Here is a 16,666-nt window from a genome sequence, read left to right on the forward strand (position 1 = left end):
CCGGCGCGGCCGCGGAATGAAAAACGCCACCGCGCGCGATGCGCCGGTGGCGTTCTTTTTCGTGCGGGCGCCAGGCCGTCGGCGCCGGACCGTGTCGAGCGTCAGTCCCGCGCGACGTCCTTCGCCGCCGGCGACGCGCCGTGGCTCAGCCAGTCGAGCACGTCGGCCGTTTCGTCGTCGCTCGCCCGTGCGCGCGCCTGCGCGACGGCCTCCGGCAATTCGCCGTTGGTCGACGCGCGGCGGATCGCGACGCCGACCGCGAGAATGTCGATCATCAGCAGATGCAGGATCCGCGAGATCATCGACAGTTGCGACTCGCGCATCTCGATGTGGTCGGTCTCGAGCGCGACGGTCGCGCGCTTCGCGAGCGGCGTGTTGCTCGACGTGATCGCGATCACCTTCGCGCCGGCCTGCATCGCGACCTCGAGCACCCGCAGCAGCTCGGGCGCGCGTCCCGATTTCGACACCGCGACGATCACGTCGCCCTTGCCGAGCAGCGCGGCCGACGCGGCCTGCATGTACAGGTCGCCGTACGCGATCGTCGGGATCCCGAAGCGGAAGAACTTGTAGTGCGCGTCCTGCGCGACGATGTTCGAGTTGCCGAGCCCGTAGAACTCGATGCGGCGCGCGCCGTTCAGGATCTCGATCGCGTTCTCGACGTGCTCGAAGTTCAGGTGTTCGCGCAGCTGCAGGATCGCGGACACCGTGTTGTCGAGCACCTTCGCGCCGAAGTCGGTGGCCGTGTCGCCGAGATGCACCTGGCTGTGGCTCATCGGAATCGTGCCGGTGAGGCCGGTCGCGAGCTTCAGCTTGAAGTCCGACAGCCCCTGGCAGCCGAGCGAGCGGCAGAAGCGGATCACCGTCGGCTGGCTCACGTCCGCCTTGCGCGCGATGTCGACGATCGGGTCGTTGATGATCGAGCGCGGATGGTTCAGCGCGAGATCGGCGACGCGGCGCTCGGCCGGCGTCAGTGCGTCGCGCATCTGGCGGATCCGCTCGAACACGGCCGACGACGCGCCGCCCGAACGGTTCGACAGCTGCTCCGCGAGAATCGCCGACACGCCGAGGAACGCCGGATATTCGGCGGTGATCAGGTAGGTCGGGATGTTCTGGAGATACTGGGTGAAACGGCCCTTCGCCTCGAAGCGCGCACGGAAGGACGAGCGCGTGAACAGTTCGCCGAGCTTCAGCGCGACGCCGCCGCCGATGTAGACGCCGCCGAGCGCGCCGAGCGTCAGCGCGACGCTGCCCGCGAACGCGCCGAGAATCCCGCAGAAGCATTCGACCGTCTCGAGCGCGAGCGCGTCGCCCGCATGCGCGCGCTCGACGATCTCGACCGTGTCGACGGTCGCCGCGACGCGCTTCTTGTCGCGCGCGGCGAGCGCACGATAGACGATTTCCATGCCGGGGCCGGCGCACACGCGCTCGAACGACACGTGCGGAAACTTCTTGCGCGCGTACTGCAGCACGAGATCCTCGCGCTCGTCCTGCGGTGCGAACGACGCATGACCGCCTTCGCTGCCGAGCGCGATCCAGCGGTCGTCCGCCGGAATCAGGCCGGACACGCCGAGCCCGGTGCCGGGCCCGAGCAGCCCGATCACGCTGTTCTGGCGGCGCGTGCCGCCGCCGATCTGCACGCGCTGCGCGTCGGTGAGGCCGGGCAGCGCCATCGCGAGCGCGGTGAAGTCGTTGACGACGAGCAGCGTGTCGAAGCCGAGCGCGCGGCGCGTCGCCTCGATCGAGAAGCTCCAGTCGTGATTGGTCATCGTGACCTGGTCGCCGTCGACCGGGTTCGCGATCGCGATCGCCGCGTGGTTCACGCGGCTGATCTTCACGTCCTTCAGATACTTGCGGATCGCGTCGGTGAGCGTCGGATAGTCGGCGCCGGGATAGACGCGGATCTGCGTGATCTCGCCGGGGCCGGTTTCCAGCGCGAAACGCGCGTTGGTGCCGCCGACGTCCGCGAGCAGGCGCGGGCCGTCGGCATGCTGGCCCGCGACGACGGCCTTACTTTGCGCACCAGTAGACATCGAGCTGGGTCCCCTTGTCGTTGGCCAGTTGGGAAATCGCGTTGTTCTGCAGCGTGGCGGCCGCGGCGTCGAGCACGTCGCGTTTGCGGCTGCCCGCGATCAGCAGGAAGAGCCGGTCGACGCGCTTCAGCGCATCGAGCGAAAAGCTCACGCGCGCATGCGGCGCGGCGCCGGGATGCACGGCGACGAAGCGCTCGGGCGTCGCGATCGCGTGGTCCCATTCGGGCGCGTCCGCGAAGATCGACGCGGTGTGGCCGTCCTCGCCCATGCCGAGCACGGCGACGTTCGGCACGCGGTAGTCGGCGTTCGCGTTCAGCGCGGCGACGTGCGCGTCGAGCGAGACGCGCGTGTCGACGAGCGGCAGGAAGCGGGCGGGGGCCGCCGCGTGCTGCAGCAGCGTGTCGCGCACCAGGTGCGCATTGCTGGCCGCGTCGTCCTCCGGCACCCAGCGGTCGTCGACCAGCGTGACGTCGACGCCGGCCCAGCCGAGCGCCGCGTGCGACAGCGTTTGCAGGAACGGGCGCGGGCTCGTGCCGCCGGACACCGCGAGCGTCGGGCGCGCGGGGCCGGCGAGCGCGGCGCGCAGCGCATCGCCGACGGCGCGCGCGAGCGCTTCGCTTTGCGCTTCCTGGGTGTCGAAAGCGTGGATCTCGATCACATCTCCTCCGGACTGCTTTGTCTGTTCAATTCGTGTGAATCGTGGGGGCACGTTGCCGCACGCTTGCGCGCACGGCAACGGTCTGCATCAGTTTTCTTCTTCGAGCCAGCAGGTGCCGTGCTGCGCGAGCATCGCACTCGCCGCGGCCGGCCCCCACGTGCCTGCCGCGTAAGGCTTCGGCGGCTTCAGCGAGCGCGCCCATTCGTTCAGGATCGGCTCGACCCAGCGCCACGCGGCTTCCTGTTCGTCGCGACGCACGAAGAGGGCGAGGCGGCCGTTGATCACGTCGAGCAGCAGGCGCTGGTATGCCTCCATCTGCCCTTCCTTGAAGAACCGGTCGAACGCGAGGTCGAGGTGCACGCTCGCGAGGTTCATCCCTTCGCCGGGCTGCTTCGCGAGACAGTAGAGGCGAATCGTCTCGTTCGGCTGCAGCCGGATCACGAGGCGGTTCGACCCGGCGCGCAGCGCGGTGGGCCCGAGCGCCGAGTGCGGCACCGGGCGGAAGTTGACCACGATTTCCGCGACACGGTCGGCCAGACGCTTGCCGGTGCGCAGGAAGAACGGCACGCCGGCCCAGCGCCAATTCTCGATCTCGACCTTCAGCGCGACGAAGGTTTCGGTCGGGCTGTCGGCCTTCACGCCCGGCTCGGTTGCGTAGGCCGGCACCTGCGCGCCCTTGATCACGCCCGCATGATACTGGCCGCGCACCGCGACCTTGCCGATGTCGCGCGCATCGACCGGCTTCAGCGCGCGCAGCACGCGCAGCTTCTCGTCGCGCACCGAATCGGAATCCATCGAGTGCGGCGGCTCCATCGCGACGATCGACAGCAGCTGCAGCAGGTGGTTCTGCACCATGTCGCGCAGCGCGCCCGTATTGTCGTAGAAATCGCCGCGCGCCTCGACGCCGAGCTCCTCGGCGATCGTGATCTGGATGCTCTCGACCCATTCGCGGCGCCACAGCGGCTCGAACAGCGCATTGCCGAAGCGCAGCGCGAGCAGGTTCTGTACCGGCTCCTTCCCGAGGTAGTGGTCGATCCGGTAGATCTGGTCTTCCGCGAAGATCTCGCCGACCGCGTCGTTGATCGCGTTCGACGAGCGCAGGTCATAGCCGAGCGGCTTCTCGAGCACGATCCGTGCGCCTTCGTTCAGGCCGACCGACGCGAGCGCCTTGCAGATCGGCACGAACAGCGACGGCCCCGTCGCGAGATAGAACACGCGGATACCGGGCAGCTGCGCGACCGCGTCGCGCAGCACGACGTAGTCCTCCGCGCGGCCGAGGTCGAGCTTCACGTACTCGATGCGCTCGAGGAAGGACTTCCATGCGCTTTCGTCGAATGCCTTGCCGGCTGCCTTCGCTGCATGCGGCTTCACGTGCGTATCGACCCATTCGAGATAGCCGGCCCGATCCGATTCGTGCCGCGCGACGGCAACGATCCGGCCGTTTTCCGCGAGCATGTTGCCGCGGTGCGCTTCGAACAGCGCGGGCAGGATCTTGCGCATCGACAGGTCGCCGGTGCCGCCGAAAAGTACGAAGGTAAAGCTGGAATCGGTATGCATGTGTCTCCGCCGGTTGAGGTGCTGGGAAGCGATCCGTAGTGCGATAAAAATATTTTTGACACTGAATTGTAGTTTAACTACAATCCGCCGCAAGGGGTAGCACCTGGGTGAAGAAAAAAAGAAGTGCGGTCGATGAACTGCGCGAGCTTCGCCTTCGGGAACGCCTTGTGCCGAATGGTATCGGACATTGACGGTGCGCATCGTCCGCGCGCCGTCGCCCCGGGCTCGCGCCGCGGCATCGCGGCGGGCCAGAAACACAAAGAGGAGACACGCCGTTGAATCTCGATTCACGCTTTCTGTAAGAGCCCGGCCGGTCATCGGCCCCGTACGCTGCATGCGTCTCGCGGCTCGATTTCCCCGTCGTTTATCAAGAAGCCGGTTCCCCGCGGGGGAACTTCACGAGTTGATTCAGTCTGGAGGAGATAAGTAATGAAAGTTCGCTCGATCATGGGCGCGCTCTGCGCCGCGGGTCTGATGGCTGGCGCCGTGGCGGCGCAGGCGGCCGAGAATGTGACGGTGCTGCACTGGTGGACCTCGGGCGGCGAGTCCAAGGCCGTCGGCGTGCTGAAGGACGACCTGCAGAAGCAGGGCTACGTGTGGAAGGATTTCGCGGTCGCGGGCGGCGCGGGCGCGGCGGCCATGACCGCGCTGAAGACCAAGGTGATCAGCGGCGACGCACCGTCGGCCGCGCAGATCAAGGGGCCGCTGATCCAGGACTGGGCCGACCAGGGCGTGCTCGTCAACATCGATTCCGCCGCCGGCGACTGGAAGCAGAACCTGCCGCCGGAAATCGACAAGATCATCAAGTACAAGGGCCATACCGTCGCCGCGCCGTTCTCGGTGCACCGCGTGAACTGGCTCTATATCAACAAGGCCGCGCTCGACAAGGTCGGCGCGAAGGTGCCGACCACCTGGCCCGAGTTCTTCGCGGTGGCCGACAAGCTGAAGGCCGCGGGCATCCAGCCGGTCGCGATGGGCGGCCAGCCGTGGCAGGACCTGACGCTGTGGGAAGACGTCGTGCTGTCGCAGGGCCCGGCGTTCTACAAGAAGGCGCTCGTCGATCTCGACCAGGCCACGCTGACGTCGCCGCAGATGCTGTCGGTGTTCGACACGGTGCGCAAGATCCAGGGCTACTTCGACACCGGCCGCAACGGCCGCGACTGGAACCTCGCGACCGCGATGGTGATCAACGGCAAGGCCGGCATGCAGTTCATGGGCGACTGGGCCAAGGGCGAGTTCGAGAACGCCGGCAAGAAGGCGGGCAAGGACTATATCTGCGCGCCGGTGCCGGGTACGGCCAATTCGTACACGTTCAACGTCGACTCGTTCGTGTTCTTCCAGCAGAAGGGCCAGAAGGACGCGACGCCGGGCCAGATCGCGCTCGCGAAGACGATCATGACGACGGACTTCCAGGAGCAGTTCAGCCTGCTGAAGGGCTCGGTGCCCGTGCGCCTCGGCGTGAAGATGGACAAGTTCGACGATTGCGCGAAGAAGTCGTATGCCGACGAGCAGACCGCGATCAAGTCGGGCGGCTTCGTGCCGTCGCTCGCGCACGGGATGGCGCAGGGCGACGCGACGGCCGGCGCGATTACCGACGTCGTGACGAAGTTCATGACCTCGCAGCAGGATTCGAAGAGCGCGGTCGCCGCGCTCGCGAAAGCCGCGAAGGTGAAGTAAAGCGCGACAGGCGCCCGGCCGGAAACGCATCGTCGGCCGGGCGTTCCTGCATGTGCAGCAAACGGGCTCGCCCGCGGGCCCGTGCCGTACCCGGCGCCGGCCCGGCCTGCGCCGCCCTCGTTCCAGGAGTCGAATCAAGTGGCTGCCCCTCTTAGCGGAAACGGATCCGGCGCTGCCGCCGCACGGCGCACGTCGCCGATGTCGGCCTTCGCCGATCGCTGGATTCCGAAGCTCGTGCTCGCGCCGAGCCTCGCGATCGCCGTGGTGTTCATCTACGGCTTCATCCTGATTACCGGCTATCTGTCGCTGACCAATTCGCGGCTGTTGCCGAACTATGAATTCGACGGCTTCGGCCGTTACGCGGACCTGTTCCAGAACGACGTGTGGTGGACCTCCGCCGCGAACCTCGGCTGGTTCGGGATTCCGTTCATCGCGCTCTGCGTCGCGCTCGGGCTGTTCCTCGCGATCCTGCTCGACCAGCGGATCCGCAACGAAGGCGCGCTGCGCGCGATCTTCCTGTATCCGATGGCGTTGTCGTTCATCGTCACGGGCACCGCGTGGCAGTGGATCCTGAACCCGGGCCTCGGCCTGGAGAAGGTGATGCACGACTGGGGCTGGACGAGTTTCTCGTTCGGCTGGCTCGACGATCCGGACAAGGCGATCTTCTGTATCGTGATCGCCGCCGTGTGGCAGTCGACCGGCTTCGTGATGGCACTGTTCCTCGCCGGATTGCGCGGCGTCGATGCCGAGATCTTCAAGGCCGCGCAGGTCGACGGCGCGACGCTGCCGACCATCTACCGCAAGATCGTGATCCCGAGCATGCGCCCGGTGTTCTTCTCGGTGCTGCTGATCCTCTGCCACATCACGATCAAGACCTTCGACCTGGTCGTCGCGCTGACGGCGGGCGGCCCCGGCACGTCGTCGTCGCTGCCGGCCATGTTCATGTACACGTTTTCGTTCAACCGCGGCCAGCTCGGGCTCGGCGCGGCGTCGTCGGTGATGATGCTCGCGACCGTGGTCGCCGTGCTGGTGCCGCTGATGTATATGGAATCGAGGAGCACCCGCAATGCAGCCTAAGATGACGATCAGCCGGGCAGTGATCTATGCGGCGCTGATCCTGTTCGCGCTGTATTTCCTGTTCCCGATCTACGTGATGCTGTCGACGTCGTTCAAGGACCTCGACCAGCTGCGCACCGGCAACCTGCTGACGCCGCCGGCGCACTGGACCCTCGATCCGTGGGTGAAGGCGTGGAGCGGCGCGTGTACCGGCGTGCGCTGCGACGGAATGAAGCCGTTCTTCCTGAACTCGTTGCAGATGGTGATTCCGGCCGTGCTGATCTCGTCGCTGATCGGCGCGTTCAACGGCTACGTGCTCACGCACTGGCGCTTTCGCGGCGCGGATGCGCTGTTCACGATGATGCTGGTCGGCTGCTTCATCCCGTTCCAGGTGATCCTGCTGCCGATGGCGCGCCTGCAGGGGATGCTCGGCCTCGCGAACACGATTCCGGGCCTGGTGTTCGTGCACGTCGTGTACGGGATCGCGTTCACGACGATGTTCTTCCGCAACTTCTACGTGAGCGTGCCGGCCGAGCTCGTGAAGGCCGCGCGCATCGACGGCGCGGGTTTCTTCACGATCTTCACGAAGATCCTGCTGCCCGTGTCGCTGCCGATCTTCATGGTGTGCCTGATCTGGCAATTCACGCAGATCTGGAACGACTTCCTGTTCGGGATCGTGTTCTCCGGCGTCGACTCGATGCCGATCACGGTCGCGCTGAACAACCTCGTCAACACGTCGACGGGCGTGAAGGAATACAACGTCGACATGGCCGGCGCGATCATCGCCGCGCTGCCGACGCTGCTCGTCTACGTGGTCGCCGGCCGCTACTTCGTGCGCGGGCTGACGGCGGGCGCGGTGAAGGGGTAAGCGCGGCTTCATCCGATACGACGAACCGGCCGCGCACGACGCGCGGCGCATCGAAACGAACCCGACGCGGCGCCTGCGTGCGCCGCGCGAGACGAGACAGAGGATTCACAGCATGGCAAGCCTTTCCATCCGTGACGTGTACAAGACCTACCCGAACGGGGTGCCGGTCCTGAAGGGTGTCGACATCGAGATCGAGGACGGACAGTTCCTGATCCTGGTCGGCGGGTCGGGCTGCGGGAAGTCGACGCTGCTCAACATGATCGCCGGCCTCGAGACGGTCACGAGCGGCGAGATCTGCATCGACGGCAAGGTCGTCAACGACCTGTCGCCGAAGGATCGCGACATCGCGATGGTGTTCCAGTCGTACGCGCTGTATCCGTCGATGACGGTGCGCGAGAACATCTCGTTCGGCCTGAACATCCGCAAGGTGCCGAAGAGCGAGCAGCAGCAGATCGTCGAGCGCGTGTCGGCGATGCTGCAGATCCAGCATCTGCTCGACCGCAAGCCGGGCCAGCTGTCGGGCGGCCAGCGTCAGCGTGTCGCGATGGGCCGCGCACTGGCGCGCGATCCGTCGCTGTTCCTGTTCGACGAGCCGCTGTCGAACCTCGACGCGAAGCTGCGCATCGAGATGCGCGCGGAAATCAAGCTGCTGCACCAGCGCCTCGGCACGACGATCGTCTACGTGACGCACGACCAGATCGAGGCGATGACGCTCGGCGACCGGATCGCGGTGATGAAGGACGGCGTGGTCCAGCAGTTCGGCGCGCCGCAGGAAATCTACGATTCGCCGTCGAACCTGTTCGTCGCGGGCTTCATCGGCGCGCCGCCGATGAACTTCATCAACGGCCGGCTGGTCGAGCAGGGCAGCGGGATCGCGCTCGAGATCGACACGGGCGTCAAGCGCGGCGCGCTGAACCTGCCGTTCGATGCGGGCAAGCTGAAGTCGCACGTCGGCCGCGAGGTGATCCTCGGCCTGCGTCCGGAACGCATCACCGACGTGCGCCACGCGCACAACGGCGACGCGTCGCACCTGCAGCCGTTCGACGTGCGCGTCGACGTGACCGAGCCGACCGGCCCCGACACGCACGTGTTCGCGCAGGTCAACGGCAAGCGGATCGTGAGCCGCGTGCATCCGGCCGCGAACCCGCAGCCCGACCAGACGCTGTCGCTGCTGTTCGACGTGTCGAAGGCGGTGCTGTTCGATCCGGCCTCGGAAGAGCGGATCGCTTGAGGCAAGCGGAATCAGGGCATCGAAGGCGCGTCCGGATCATCGTGCGATCCGGATGCCGTCGATTGCCGCGATTCATTGAGGTAGCGGATTTGTTCGAGCAGGTGCCGCGCCCGCGCACCTCGTGATAGCCGAGGGAGGTAATCACGGATTCGGCAGTGACAAGAAGTACGAACCGATCGCGTGCATGATCGGCATGAACAGAAGGCACGCGAAGATGGCCGGAAAATAAAACCTCGAGCGGCGGACGGTAGAGAACAACCCGGCCACTGCGACGGCCAGACAGACGGTCGCGAGTGCGCCGAACAGGTCGCTATCCGCGATTACCGAAAAGAACGCGCGCATGTTTGCCCCGGCATTACTGATTGAATGCGGCGAAATTCCAGCGATACAGCTGGAATTGCTTTAGAAAGTCCTTCACTTCGGCACCGGTCGTCAACTTGATCGGCAACCCGCGCAGGGCGGCGAACTGTACAAGCAACCGTAACGCGAAGTCCTCGCATGTAAATCGGTTCGTGCGCGTGCTGCCGTTGCGGTCCCAGTACGTTTCCGTCTGCAGTTGTCTTGCCAGTTGCGGAACCGCCATCTGGTATTCGGCGACGTCGGTGTCGGTCCATGTGCGGACCGTTTTCCAGAATGTCTTGAATCGGACGGTGACAGGCTGCGGCGACACATCGTCTGTCGGCGTGGTCTTGCGTGCCGCGATTCGTATGTATCGATTGCCTTCGGGAGAAACGTGGACGCGTTCGGGCATGGTTATTCCGCGAGATAGATCGTGATGTTTTCGGCACGTGAAGTGGACGCGAGCAGGTGCGTTTGCCCATGCGCGTCCGTTCGTCCGTATTCAAACGGTCCGGTGTCTCGCTGCAGTGCATAAGCGACGTCGCTCAGAGGGGCACCCGTGGCGCCCCGAAGAATGTAGCGATCGTTATAGGCCAGCTGAGTCGTTGCCGTGGCCGCATCTGTCGTGACGAGCACGGACTCCATGCCGATGTCGCAATTCGACGCTTCTATTTTCCATTGGCGACCATATCGGGCAATGATGCGAGGAGGGCGCTCACAGCAACATCGGACCCAATCGTTGCTCAAGGCCTGAACTCTTCCCGCGGAAGTGAAGTCGTGGAGTCGCATTTTGCTGGGCGCGCCAGGCGCGGCTTCAATTGTTCCGGTGCTCTCGCAAGTGCTGCACCACGCGCGTTGCCCGACGAACGTGATTCTGCGGCGTTTGCCGTCGTCACCCACGATCGTTCCACACTCACCGCCGTCGACTACGTAGCCGCCGCTGTCCAGCGGATCGTCTTCAACTACCGCGTAAAAAATAGTCATGCCAGTCCACTCGTTTCCGTTGTCGCGTGGAACGTAGCACCGCACGGTCGATCGTGAAAGCGAAGTGTAAAGAACTGTGTCGTGACAGATCGCGTGTTTTCGCATCACCGTCATGCAGCGACGAGGGTCTTTTCAATGGCCTCTCGTGGCTCAGGCGATGGCTGGATTCAGTGCGGCAGCCGCACGTCGAACTTGAACGTCGCGAGCCGCGCGACGAGGATGAAGCCGGTCGCGAGCAGCACGCTGTACACCGAGTCGAACTGCAGCCATGCGAGCAGCAGGTAGAACCAGCAGCCGACGAACGCGCAGGTCGCGTACGGCCGCGAATCGCGCAGGATCAGCGGGATGTCGTTGCACAGCACGTCGCGGATGATGCCGCCGACCACGCCGGTGATCACGCCCATCATCACCGCGATGAAGCGCGGCATCTCGGCATCGAGCGCGATCGCGGTGCCCGAGATGCTGAAGATGCCGAGCCCGATCGCATCGGCCACCAGCAGCAGCCGCTCGGCCGACAGCCGCGACAGCATCCGCAGCACGAACGGCGCGAACAGCGCGAGCACGAAGATCGCGATCACGTAGTCGTCGTGCACGACCCAGTAGAACGGCCGGCGCTCGAGCAGGATGTCGCGCAGCGTGCCGCCGCCGAACGCGGTGGCGAGCGCCACGACGAACGTGCCGACCGAATCGAGGCGGTTCTTGCGCGCCTCGATGAAGCCCGAGATCGCAAAGGCCAGCGTGGCGATCGCTTCCAGTATCGCGATCGCGAGCGTCAGCCTAGGATGCGGCACGCGGCCCCCGGTCGCCGGGTGCCGCGACCGGCTGCAGCAGCACCAGCACCGCGCCCGCGCCGCCGTCGTGGCCGCGCGCCTCGCAGAACGCGATCACTTCTTCCTTCTGCACGAGCCACGCGCGCACCTTGCCTTTCAGCACGGGCTCCTTGCCGATCGAGCCGAGTCCCTTGCCGTGGATCACGCGCAGGCAGCGCAGCCCCTTCTTGCCGGCTTCGCGGATGAACTCGGCGAGCGCATCGCGCGCCTCGTCGCGCCGCATCCCGTGCAGGTCGATCTGCGCCTGCACGATCCACGCGCCGCTGCGCAGCTTGCGCACGACGTCGCGGCTGATGCCGGGGCGGTGGTAGTACAGCGAGTCGTCGCTGTCGAGCAGCGTTTCGGGATCGAATTCGTCGGACAGCGTCGCGTTCAGCACGGCTTCCTCGTCGCGCTGCGTCTGCTTCGGCACCGGGTCGGGCGGCGTGCGGCCGGCCGCCGCGCGCGGCGGTGCATTGAGCGGCTGGATCGCGCCGATCTCGTTGCGGAACAGGTTCGCGTCGGCTTCCGCCTTGCGCTCGGCCTTGGCCGTTTCGATGCGCTCGCGTTCGCGGCGATCGGCTTCGCCTTGCAGCGACTTGCGCAACGCGCCGAGGCCCGCGAGCCCCTGGCCGCGCAACACGGCGGGATCGGGGGCGGGCGCCGGCGCGGCGGGCGCCGGGTTCGCGGGACGGGCGGCGATCTGCCGCTTCGCGGGATCGCTCGGATGGGGCTGGTTCTTCGCCATGATTCGGTAACCGGGCAGGCGCGTTCGGACGCGCGGGCACAAAAAAAGCCGCTGCGCGGCGGCAGCGGCTTTCCGGTCAAGCCCGCTTCGCGGCAGCGGACGCCATTGTAGCGCCCGGCGCGCGAAGGCTTGACGCTTACTTCTTGTCGTGCAGGCTTTCGAGGTAGCGCTGCGCGTCGAGCGCGGCCATGCAGCCCGTGCCGGCGCTCGTGATCGCCTGGCGGTACACGTTGTCCTGCACGTCGCCCGCGGCGAACACGCCCGGCACGCTGGTCGACGTCGCGTTGCCGTGCAGGCCGCTCTTCGTCAGGATGTAGCCGTCCTTCATCTCGAGCTGGCCCTGGAACAGGTCGGTGTTCGGCTTGTGGCCGATCGCGACGAATACGCCCTGCACGTTAAGGTCCTGCTTCTCGCCGGTCTTCACGTTCTTGATGCGCAGGCCCGTGACGCCCGACTCCTCGCCCGTCACTTCGTCGAGCACGTGATCCCACTTGATGTCGACGACGCCTTCCTTTTCCTTCTCGAGCAGGCGGTCGATCAGGATCGGCTCGGCGCGGAACTTGTCGCGGCGGTGGATCACCGTGACCTTCTTCGCGATGCCCGTCAGGTAGAGCGCTTCCTCGACGGCCGTGTTGCCGCCGCCGATCACCGCGACTTCCTGGTTGCGATAGAAGAAGCCGTCGCAGGTCGCGCAGGCCGACACGCCCTTGCCCATGAACGCTTCCTCGGAAGCCAGGCCGAGATACTGCGCGGACGCGCCGGTCGCGATGATCAGCGAGTCGCACGTGTATTCGCCCGAATCGCCGATCAGCCGGATCGGCTGTTCGTGCAGCTTCGCGGTGTGGATGTGGTCGAATACGATTTCGGTGTTGAAGCGCTCGGCGTGCTCCTGGAAGCGCGTCATCAGTTCCGGGCCTTGCACGCCCCTCGCGTCCGCCGGCCAGTTTTCGACGTCGGTCGTGGTCATCAGCTGGCCGCCCTGCGCGATGCCGGTGATCAGCACCGGGGACAGGTTGGCGCGTGCCGCGTAGACGGCAGCCGTGTAGCCGGCGGGGCCGGAACCGAGAATCAGGACTTTGGCGTGTTTGGGCGTGGGCATGTGCGAATCCGTAAAAGGCGGCCGCGGCGGGCGGGGTAAGGCTCGCCGGACGATCCGGGTTGACCGGGATGCCGTCATAGATGGGTATCAGACGCGCATTATAAAGGCCCCGTTGCTGCGCTGCCGAACGAGAGTTTCAATCGTGGCGATAGCGTTCCCCGGTGGCCGGCCCGCGGCGGCGGGGCGGGCAGGGCGGGCGAGGCACGGCGGCCGCCGCCCGTGGCGGCGCATTGCCGCAGCCGGGCGCCGCGCGCCTGTCGGCGATACGCGTCGCATGTGCGGTGTGCGCGCCAGGCACCCCGGCCCTGTTATGTAACCGTCATTTACACTTGACGCCCCGGTGCAGCGTTTACAATAAGCGCGATCGAACGACAGGCGGGCGCGCGGCCCGTCCTCTTTATACGGATTCATGGCAAAAGCTCCTTATTCCGCCCAGGCACAGGCGTTGCCGCACCGGATGTCGAAGCTCCTCACGGAGATCCGCTGGATTCTCCAGGTCGCGCTCTGCGCTTTTCTGGTGATGGCCCTGTTGAGCTACAGCCGGCGCGATCCGAGCTGGACGCACGCCGCGCAGGTGGACCACATCTCGAACTGGGCCGGCCGCGTCGGCGCGTGGACGGCCGACATCATCTTGCTGCTGTTCGGCCTGTCGGCCTACTGGCTGATCGTGCCGCTCGGGCGGCGCATCGCGGTCAACTACCGGCGCATCACGCGTCACGAGGCGGCCGTCGACGAACCCGAGCGGCCGATCGGCTGGCTCACCGAGATCCTCGCGTTCGTGCTCGTCGTGCTCGCGTGCGACGGCATCGAGGCGCTGCGGATGTGGTCGCTGAAGGTGCAGTTGCCGCGTGCGCCGGGCGGTGTGATCGGCGAGGCCGTGGCGGGTGCGATGTCGCACGCGTTCGGCTTCACGGGCGGCACGCTGCTGCTCCTGATCGCACTCGCGATCGGCCTGTCGCTGTACTTCCGCTTCTCGTGGCTGTCGGTCGCCGAGCGCGTCGGCGGCGCGATCCTGTCCGCCGTCAACGTCGCGAAGCTGCGCCGCGAGGCCGAGCGCGACCGCAGGCTCGGCGAGGCCGCGGCCGTGCGCCGCGAAGGCAAGGTCGAGGAGGAGCGCGTGCGCATCGAGGATCACGAGCCCGTGACGATCGTGCCGCCGGTCGTCACGCCGGCGAAGTCCGAGCGCGTCGAGCGCGAGCGCCAGGTGCCGCTCTTCACCGACCTGCCGGGCGATTCGACGCTGCCGCCGGTGTCGTTGCTCGATCCCGCGCCGAAGACGCAGGAAGCGATTTCCGCCGATACGCTCGAATTCACGTCGCGCCTGATCGAGAAGAAGCTGAAGGACTTCGGCGTCGAGGCGAGCGTTGTCGCCGCGTATCCGGGCCCGGTCGTCACGCGCTACGAGATCGAGCCGGCCACCGGCGTGAAGGGCAGCCAGATCGTCAACCTCGCGAAGGATCTCGCGCGTTCGCTGTCGCTCGTGTCGATCCGCGTGGTCGAGACGATCCCCGGCAAGAACTACATGGCGCTCGAGCTGCCGAACCAGCGCCGCCAGACGGTGCACCTGTCCGAGATCATCGGCTCGGAGGTCTATGCGGCGGCGTCGTCGGCGCTGACCCTGAGCCTCGGCAAGGACATCGGCGGCAAGCCGGTGTGCGCGGATCTCGCGAAGATGCCGCACCTGCTGGTCGCCGGCACGACCGGTTCGGGCAAGTCGGTCGGGATCAACGCGATGATCCTGTCGCTGCTGTACAAGGCGACCGCCGAGCAGGTGCGCCTGATCCTGATCGATCCGAAGATGCTCGAAATGAGCGTCTACGAAGGCATTCCGCACCTGCTGTGCCCGGTCGTCACCGACATGCGCCAGGCCGGCCATGCGCTGAACTGGACGGTCGCGGAGATGGAGCGCCGCTACAAGCTGATGAGCAAGCTCGGCGTGCGCAACCTCGCCGGCTACAACAACAAGATCGACGACGCGGCGAAACGCGAGGAAAAGATTCCGAATCCGTTCAGCCTGACGCCGGACGATCCCGAACCGCTCGGCCGCCTGCCGAACATCGTCGTCGTGATCGACGAACTGGCCGACCTGATGATGGTCGTCGGCAAGAAGGTCGAGGAGCTGATCGCGCGGATCGCGCAGAAGGCGCGTGCGGCCGGCATCCACCTGATCCTCGCGACGCAGCGCCCGTCCGTCGACGTGATCACCGGCCTGATCAAGGCGAACGTGCCGACGCGGATCGCGTTCCAGGTGTCGTCGAAGATCGACTCGCGCACGATTCTCGACCAGATGGGCGCCGAATCGCTGCTCGGGATGGGCGACATGCTGTACCTGCCGCCGGGCACCGGGCTGCCCGTGCGCGTGCACGGCGCGTTCGTCGCCGACGACGAAGTGCATCGCGTCGTCGAGAAGCTCAAGGAGCACGGCGAGCCGAACTACGTCGAAGGGCTGCTCGAGGGCGGCACCGCCGACGGCGACGAGGGTTCGGCCGGTGCGGGAACCGGCGAAGGCGGCGGCGAGTCTGATCCGCTGTATGACCAGGCAGTCGAGATCGTCATCAAGAATCGCCGCGCATCGATTTCGCTCGTGCAGCGCCATCTGCGGATCGGCTATAACCGCGCGGCGCGGCTGCTCGAACAGATGGAACAGTCGGGGCTCGTGTCGGCGATGTCGTCGAGCGGCAACCGCGAAATTCTTGTGCCGGCGCGCGACGCGGAATGAGTCCGCGGCGCCCGCGGCGCCGGCCACCCAGGGAGAAAACCGCATCATGCAGCAACTTTCGTTCGTTCCTTCCCTTCGTTCGACGCGGCGCTGGCTCGGCGCGGCGTTCGCCGGCGCATCGCTGATGCTCGCGGCGACGCACGCGTTCGCGGGCGGCACCGAACAACTGAAGGCCTTCGTGTCGCAGGTGCGTTCGGCGAAAGGCGACTTCACGCAGCAGATCGTCAAGGCCCCGGCCAAGGGCGCGAGCGCTGCGCAGGCCGCGCCGAAGCCGAACGACAATTCGAGCGGCACGTTCGTGTTCTCGCGTCCGGGCAAGTTCATCTGGACGTACCAGAAACCGTACCAGCAGGTGCTGCAGGCCGACGGCGACAAGCTCTACGTGTACGACCGCGACCTGAACCAGGTCACCGAGCGCAAGCTGAACGGCGCGCTGGGCGCGAGCCCGGCCGCGATCCTGTTCGGCAGCAACGATCTCGACAAGAACTACACGCTGCGCGATGCCGGCGAGAAGGGCGGCATCGAGTGGCTCGAGATGCTGCCGAAGGCGCAGGACACGCAATTCCAGCGGATCGGCATCGGCTTCCGCAATGGCACGCTCGCCGCGATGGAGCTGCACGACGTGTTCGGCAACGTCACGCTGCTCACGTTCACGAACATCCAGACGAACCCGCCGCTGAAGGGCGATACGTTCAAGTTCGTCGTGCCGAAGGGCGCGGACGTGATCAACGGCTGACCGGCGCCGCACCGTTTTCCCGACACGGGCCTGCCGGCGACGGCAGGCCCGTGTCGTTTCCGGGCGGGCACCGGGCGCGGCGGCGCAGTCGTGCGGCTGTCATAATGTCGGGTCCGGCGGCCGGTTCGGCCGCCATTGTTTGATCGGGAGCGAGG

The 16,666-nt window shown here is 66.4% G+C and carries 15 protein-coding genes; 6 read left to right on the plus strand and 9 right to left on the minus strand.

Features of this window, described 5'->3' with window-relative positions; genetic code table 11:
• Window positions 1-101 precede the first annotated feature (101 nt).
• The 3 genes from DIE22_RS12975 to zwf form a co-directional block, all read right to left on the minus strand.
• Window positions 102-2,030 (minus strand): bifunctional transcriptional regulator/glucokinase, encoded by a 1,929-nt coding sequence (locus DIE22_RS12975; RefSeq protein ID WP_124605248.1) that lies wholly within the window; start codon window positions 2,028-2,030, stop codon window positions 102-104.
• The gene (pgl, locus tag DIE22_RS12980; protein ID WP_124496833.1) at window positions 2,008-2,688 is read right to left on the minus strand and encodes a 6-phosphogluconolactonase; all 681 of its coding nucleotides are present in this window, start codon (window positions 2,686-2,688) and stop codon (window positions 2,008-2,010) included. The genes DIE22_RS12975 and pgl overlap by 23 nt, the downstream gene beginning before the upstream one ends.
• An 87-nt stretch (window positions 2,689-2,775) precedes the next feature.
• Window positions 2,776-4,245 (minus strand): glucose-6-phosphate dehydrogenase, encoded by a 1,470-nt coding sequence (gene zwf, locus DIE22_RS12985; RefSeq protein WP_124496832.1) that lies wholly within the window; start codon window positions 4,243-4,245, stop codon window positions 2,776-2,778.
• A gap of 429 nt (window positions 4,246-4,674) precedes the next feature.
• On the opposite strand from zwf, the gene DIE22_RS12990 reads away from it, so the two are divergent.
• The 4 genes from DIE22_RS12990 (at window position 4,675) to DIE22_RS13005 (ending at window position 9,077) form a co-directional block, all read left to right on the plus strand.
• Window positions 4,675-5,922 (plus strand): ABC transporter substrate-binding protein, encoded by a 1,248-nt coding sequence (locus DIE22_RS12990; RefSeq protein ID WP_124496831.1) that lies wholly within the window; start codon window positions 4,675-4,677, stop codon window positions 5,920-5,922.
• Between the two features lie 138 nt (window positions 5,923-6,060).
• Entirely contained in the window at window positions 6,061-6,999 is a 939-nt protein-coding gene (locus DIE22_RS12995; protein WP_124496830.1) for a carbohydrate ABC transporter permease, read from the plus strand.
• The gene (locus DIE22_RS13000) at window positions 6,989-7,846 is read left to right on the plus strand and encodes a carbohydrate ABC transporter permease (RefSeq protein WP_124496829.1); all 858 of its coding nucleotides are present in this window, start codon (window positions 6,989-6,991) and stop codon (window positions 7,844-7,846) included. The genes DIE22_RS12995 and DIE22_RS13000 overlap by 11 nt, the downstream gene beginning before the upstream one ends.
• 112 nt (window positions 7,847-7,958) lie before the next feature.
• Window positions 7,959-9,077: an ABC transporter ATP-binding protein gene (locus DIE22_RS13005; RefSeq protein WP_124496828.1), complete on the plus strand. Its 1,119-nt coding sequence runs from the start codon at window positions 7,959-7,961 to the stop codon at window positions 9,075-9,077.
• Window positions 9,078-9,218: 141 nt separating this feature from the next.
• Here DIE22_RS13005 and DIE22_RS13010 read toward each other — a convergent pair whose 3' ends face one another.
• The 6 genes from DIE22_RS13010 to trxB all read right to left on the minus strand — a co-directional run bounded on the left by DIE22_RS13010 (window position 9,219) and on the right by trxB (window position 13,056).
• The gene (locus tag DIE22_RS13010) at window positions 9,219-9,419 is read right to left on the minus strand and encodes a hypothetical protein (RefSeq protein WP_124605249.1); all 201 of its coding nucleotides are present in this window, start codon (window positions 9,417-9,419) and stop codon (window positions 9,219-9,221) included.
• 13 nt (window positions 9,420-9,432) lie between these two features.
• The gene (locus DIE22_RS13015) at window positions 9,433-9,828 is read right to left on the minus strand and encodes a hypothetical protein (protein WP_124496826.1); all 396 of its coding nucleotides are present in this window, start codon (window positions 9,826-9,828) and stop codon (window positions 9,433-9,435) included.
• A 2-nt stretch (window positions 9,829-9,830) separates the two neighbouring features.
• Window positions 9,831-10,400 (minus strand): hypothetical protein, encoded by a 570-nt coding sequence (locus DIE22_RS13020; RefSeq protein WP_124496825.1) that lies wholly within the window; start codon window positions 10,398-10,400, stop codon window positions 9,831-9,833.
• Between the two features lie 167 nt (window positions 10,401-10,567).
• A complete protein-coding gene (locus DIE22_RS13025; RefSeq protein ID WP_124496824.1) occupies window positions 10,568-11,191 on the minus strand; it encodes a trimeric intracellular cation channel family protein in 624 nt (207 codons plus the stop codon).
• The gene (locus DIE22_RS13030) at window positions 11,178-11,957 is read right to left on the minus strand and encodes a Smr/MutS family protein (RefSeq protein ID WP_124496823.1); all 780 of its coding nucleotides are present in this window, start codon (window positions 11,955-11,957) and stop codon (window positions 11,178-11,180) included. The genes DIE22_RS13025 and DIE22_RS13030 overlap by 14 nt, the downstream gene beginning before the upstream one ends.
• A gap of 136 nt (window positions 11,958-12,093) precedes the next feature.
• Window positions 12,094-13,056 carry a thioredoxin-disulfide reductase gene (gene trxB / locus DIE22_RS13035; RefSeq protein ID WP_124496822.1) on the minus strand — a complete coding sequence of 321 codons (963 nt, stop codon included), beginning with the start codon at window positions 13,054-13,056 and terminating at the stop codon, window positions 12,094-12,096.
• A 409-nt stretch (window positions 13,057-13,465) separates the two neighbouring features.
• On the opposite strand from trxB, the gene DIE22_RS13040 reads away from it, so the two are divergent.
• Together DIE22_RS13040 and lolA are read left to right on the plus strand one after the other, a co-directional pair.
• Window positions 13,466-15,775: a DNA translocase FtsK gene (locus tag DIE22_RS13040; protein ID WP_124496821.1), complete on the plus strand. Its 2,310-nt coding sequence runs from the start codon at window positions 13,466-13,468 to the stop codon at window positions 15,773-15,775.
• Between the two features lie 46 nt (window positions 15,776-15,821).
• Window positions 15,822-16,511: an outer membrane lipoprotein chaperone LolA gene (gene lolA, locus DIE22_RS13045; protein WP_124496820.1), complete on the plus strand. Its 690-nt coding sequence runs from the start codon at window positions 15,822-15,824 to the stop codon at window positions 16,509-16,511.
• The last annotated feature ends 155 nt before the right edge of the window (window positions 16,512-16,666 follow it).

Origin of the sequence: Burkholderia sp. Bp9142, assembly GCF_003853415.1 — a bacterium.
GTDB lineage: Bacteria > Pseudomonadota > Gammaproteobacteria > Burkholderiales > Burkholderiaceae > Burkholderia.

What these genes read in the sequence shown, in the direction of transcription:
- DIE22_RS13015 (WP_124496826.1), bottom strand. Translation starts at nt 9,828, where the DNA reads ATGCCCGAACGCGTCCACGTTTCTCCCGAAGGCAATCGATACATACGA.
- lolA (WP_124496820.1), top strand. Translation starts at nt 15,822, where the DNA reads ATGCAGCAACTTTCGTTCGTTCCTTCCCTTCGTTCGACGCGGCGCTGG.
- trxB (WP_124496822.1), bottom strand. Translation starts at nt 13,056, where the DNA reads ATGCCCACGCCCAAACACGCCAAAGTCCTGATTCTCGGTTCCGGCCCC.
- DIE22_RS13010 (WP_124605249.1), bottom strand. Translation starts at nt 9,419, where the DNA reads ATGCGCGCGTTCTTTTCGGTAATCGCGGATAGCGACCTGTTCGGCGCA.
- DIE22_RS13000 (WP_124496829.1), top strand. Translation starts at nt 6,989, where the DNA reads ATGCAGCCTAAGATGACGATCAGCCGGGCAGTGATCTATGCGGCGCTG.
- DIE22_RS13040 (WP_124496821.1), top strand. Translation starts at nt 13,466, where the DNA reads ATGGCAAAAGCTCCTTATTCCGCCCAGGCACAGGCGTTGCCGCACCGG.
- zwf (WP_124496832.1), bottom strand. Translation starts at nt 4,245, where the DNA reads ATGCATACCGATTCCAGCTTTACCTTCGTACTTTTCGGCGGCACCGGC.
- DIE22_RS12975 (WP_124605248.1), bottom strand. Translation starts at nt 2,030, where the DNA reads ATGTCTACTGGTGCGCAAAGTAAGGCCGTCGTCGCGGGCCAGCATGCC.
- DIE22_RS13030 (WP_124496823.1), bottom strand. Translation starts at nt 11,957, where the DNA reads ATGGCGAAGAACCAGCCCCATCCGAGCGATCCCGCGAAGCGGCAGATC.
- DIE22_RS13020 (WP_124496825.1), bottom strand. Translation starts at nt 10,400, where the DNA reads ATGACTATTTTTTACGCGGTAGTTGAAGACGATCCGCTGGACAGCGGC.
- DIE22_RS13005 (WP_124496828.1), top strand. Translation starts at nt 7,959, where the DNA reads ATGGCAAGCCTTTCCATCCGTGACGTGTACAAGACCTACCCGAACGGG.
- DIE22_RS12990 (WP_124496831.1), top strand. Translation starts at nt 4,675, where the DNA reads ATGAAAGTTCGCTCGATCATGGGCGCGCTCTGCGCCGCGGGTCTGATG.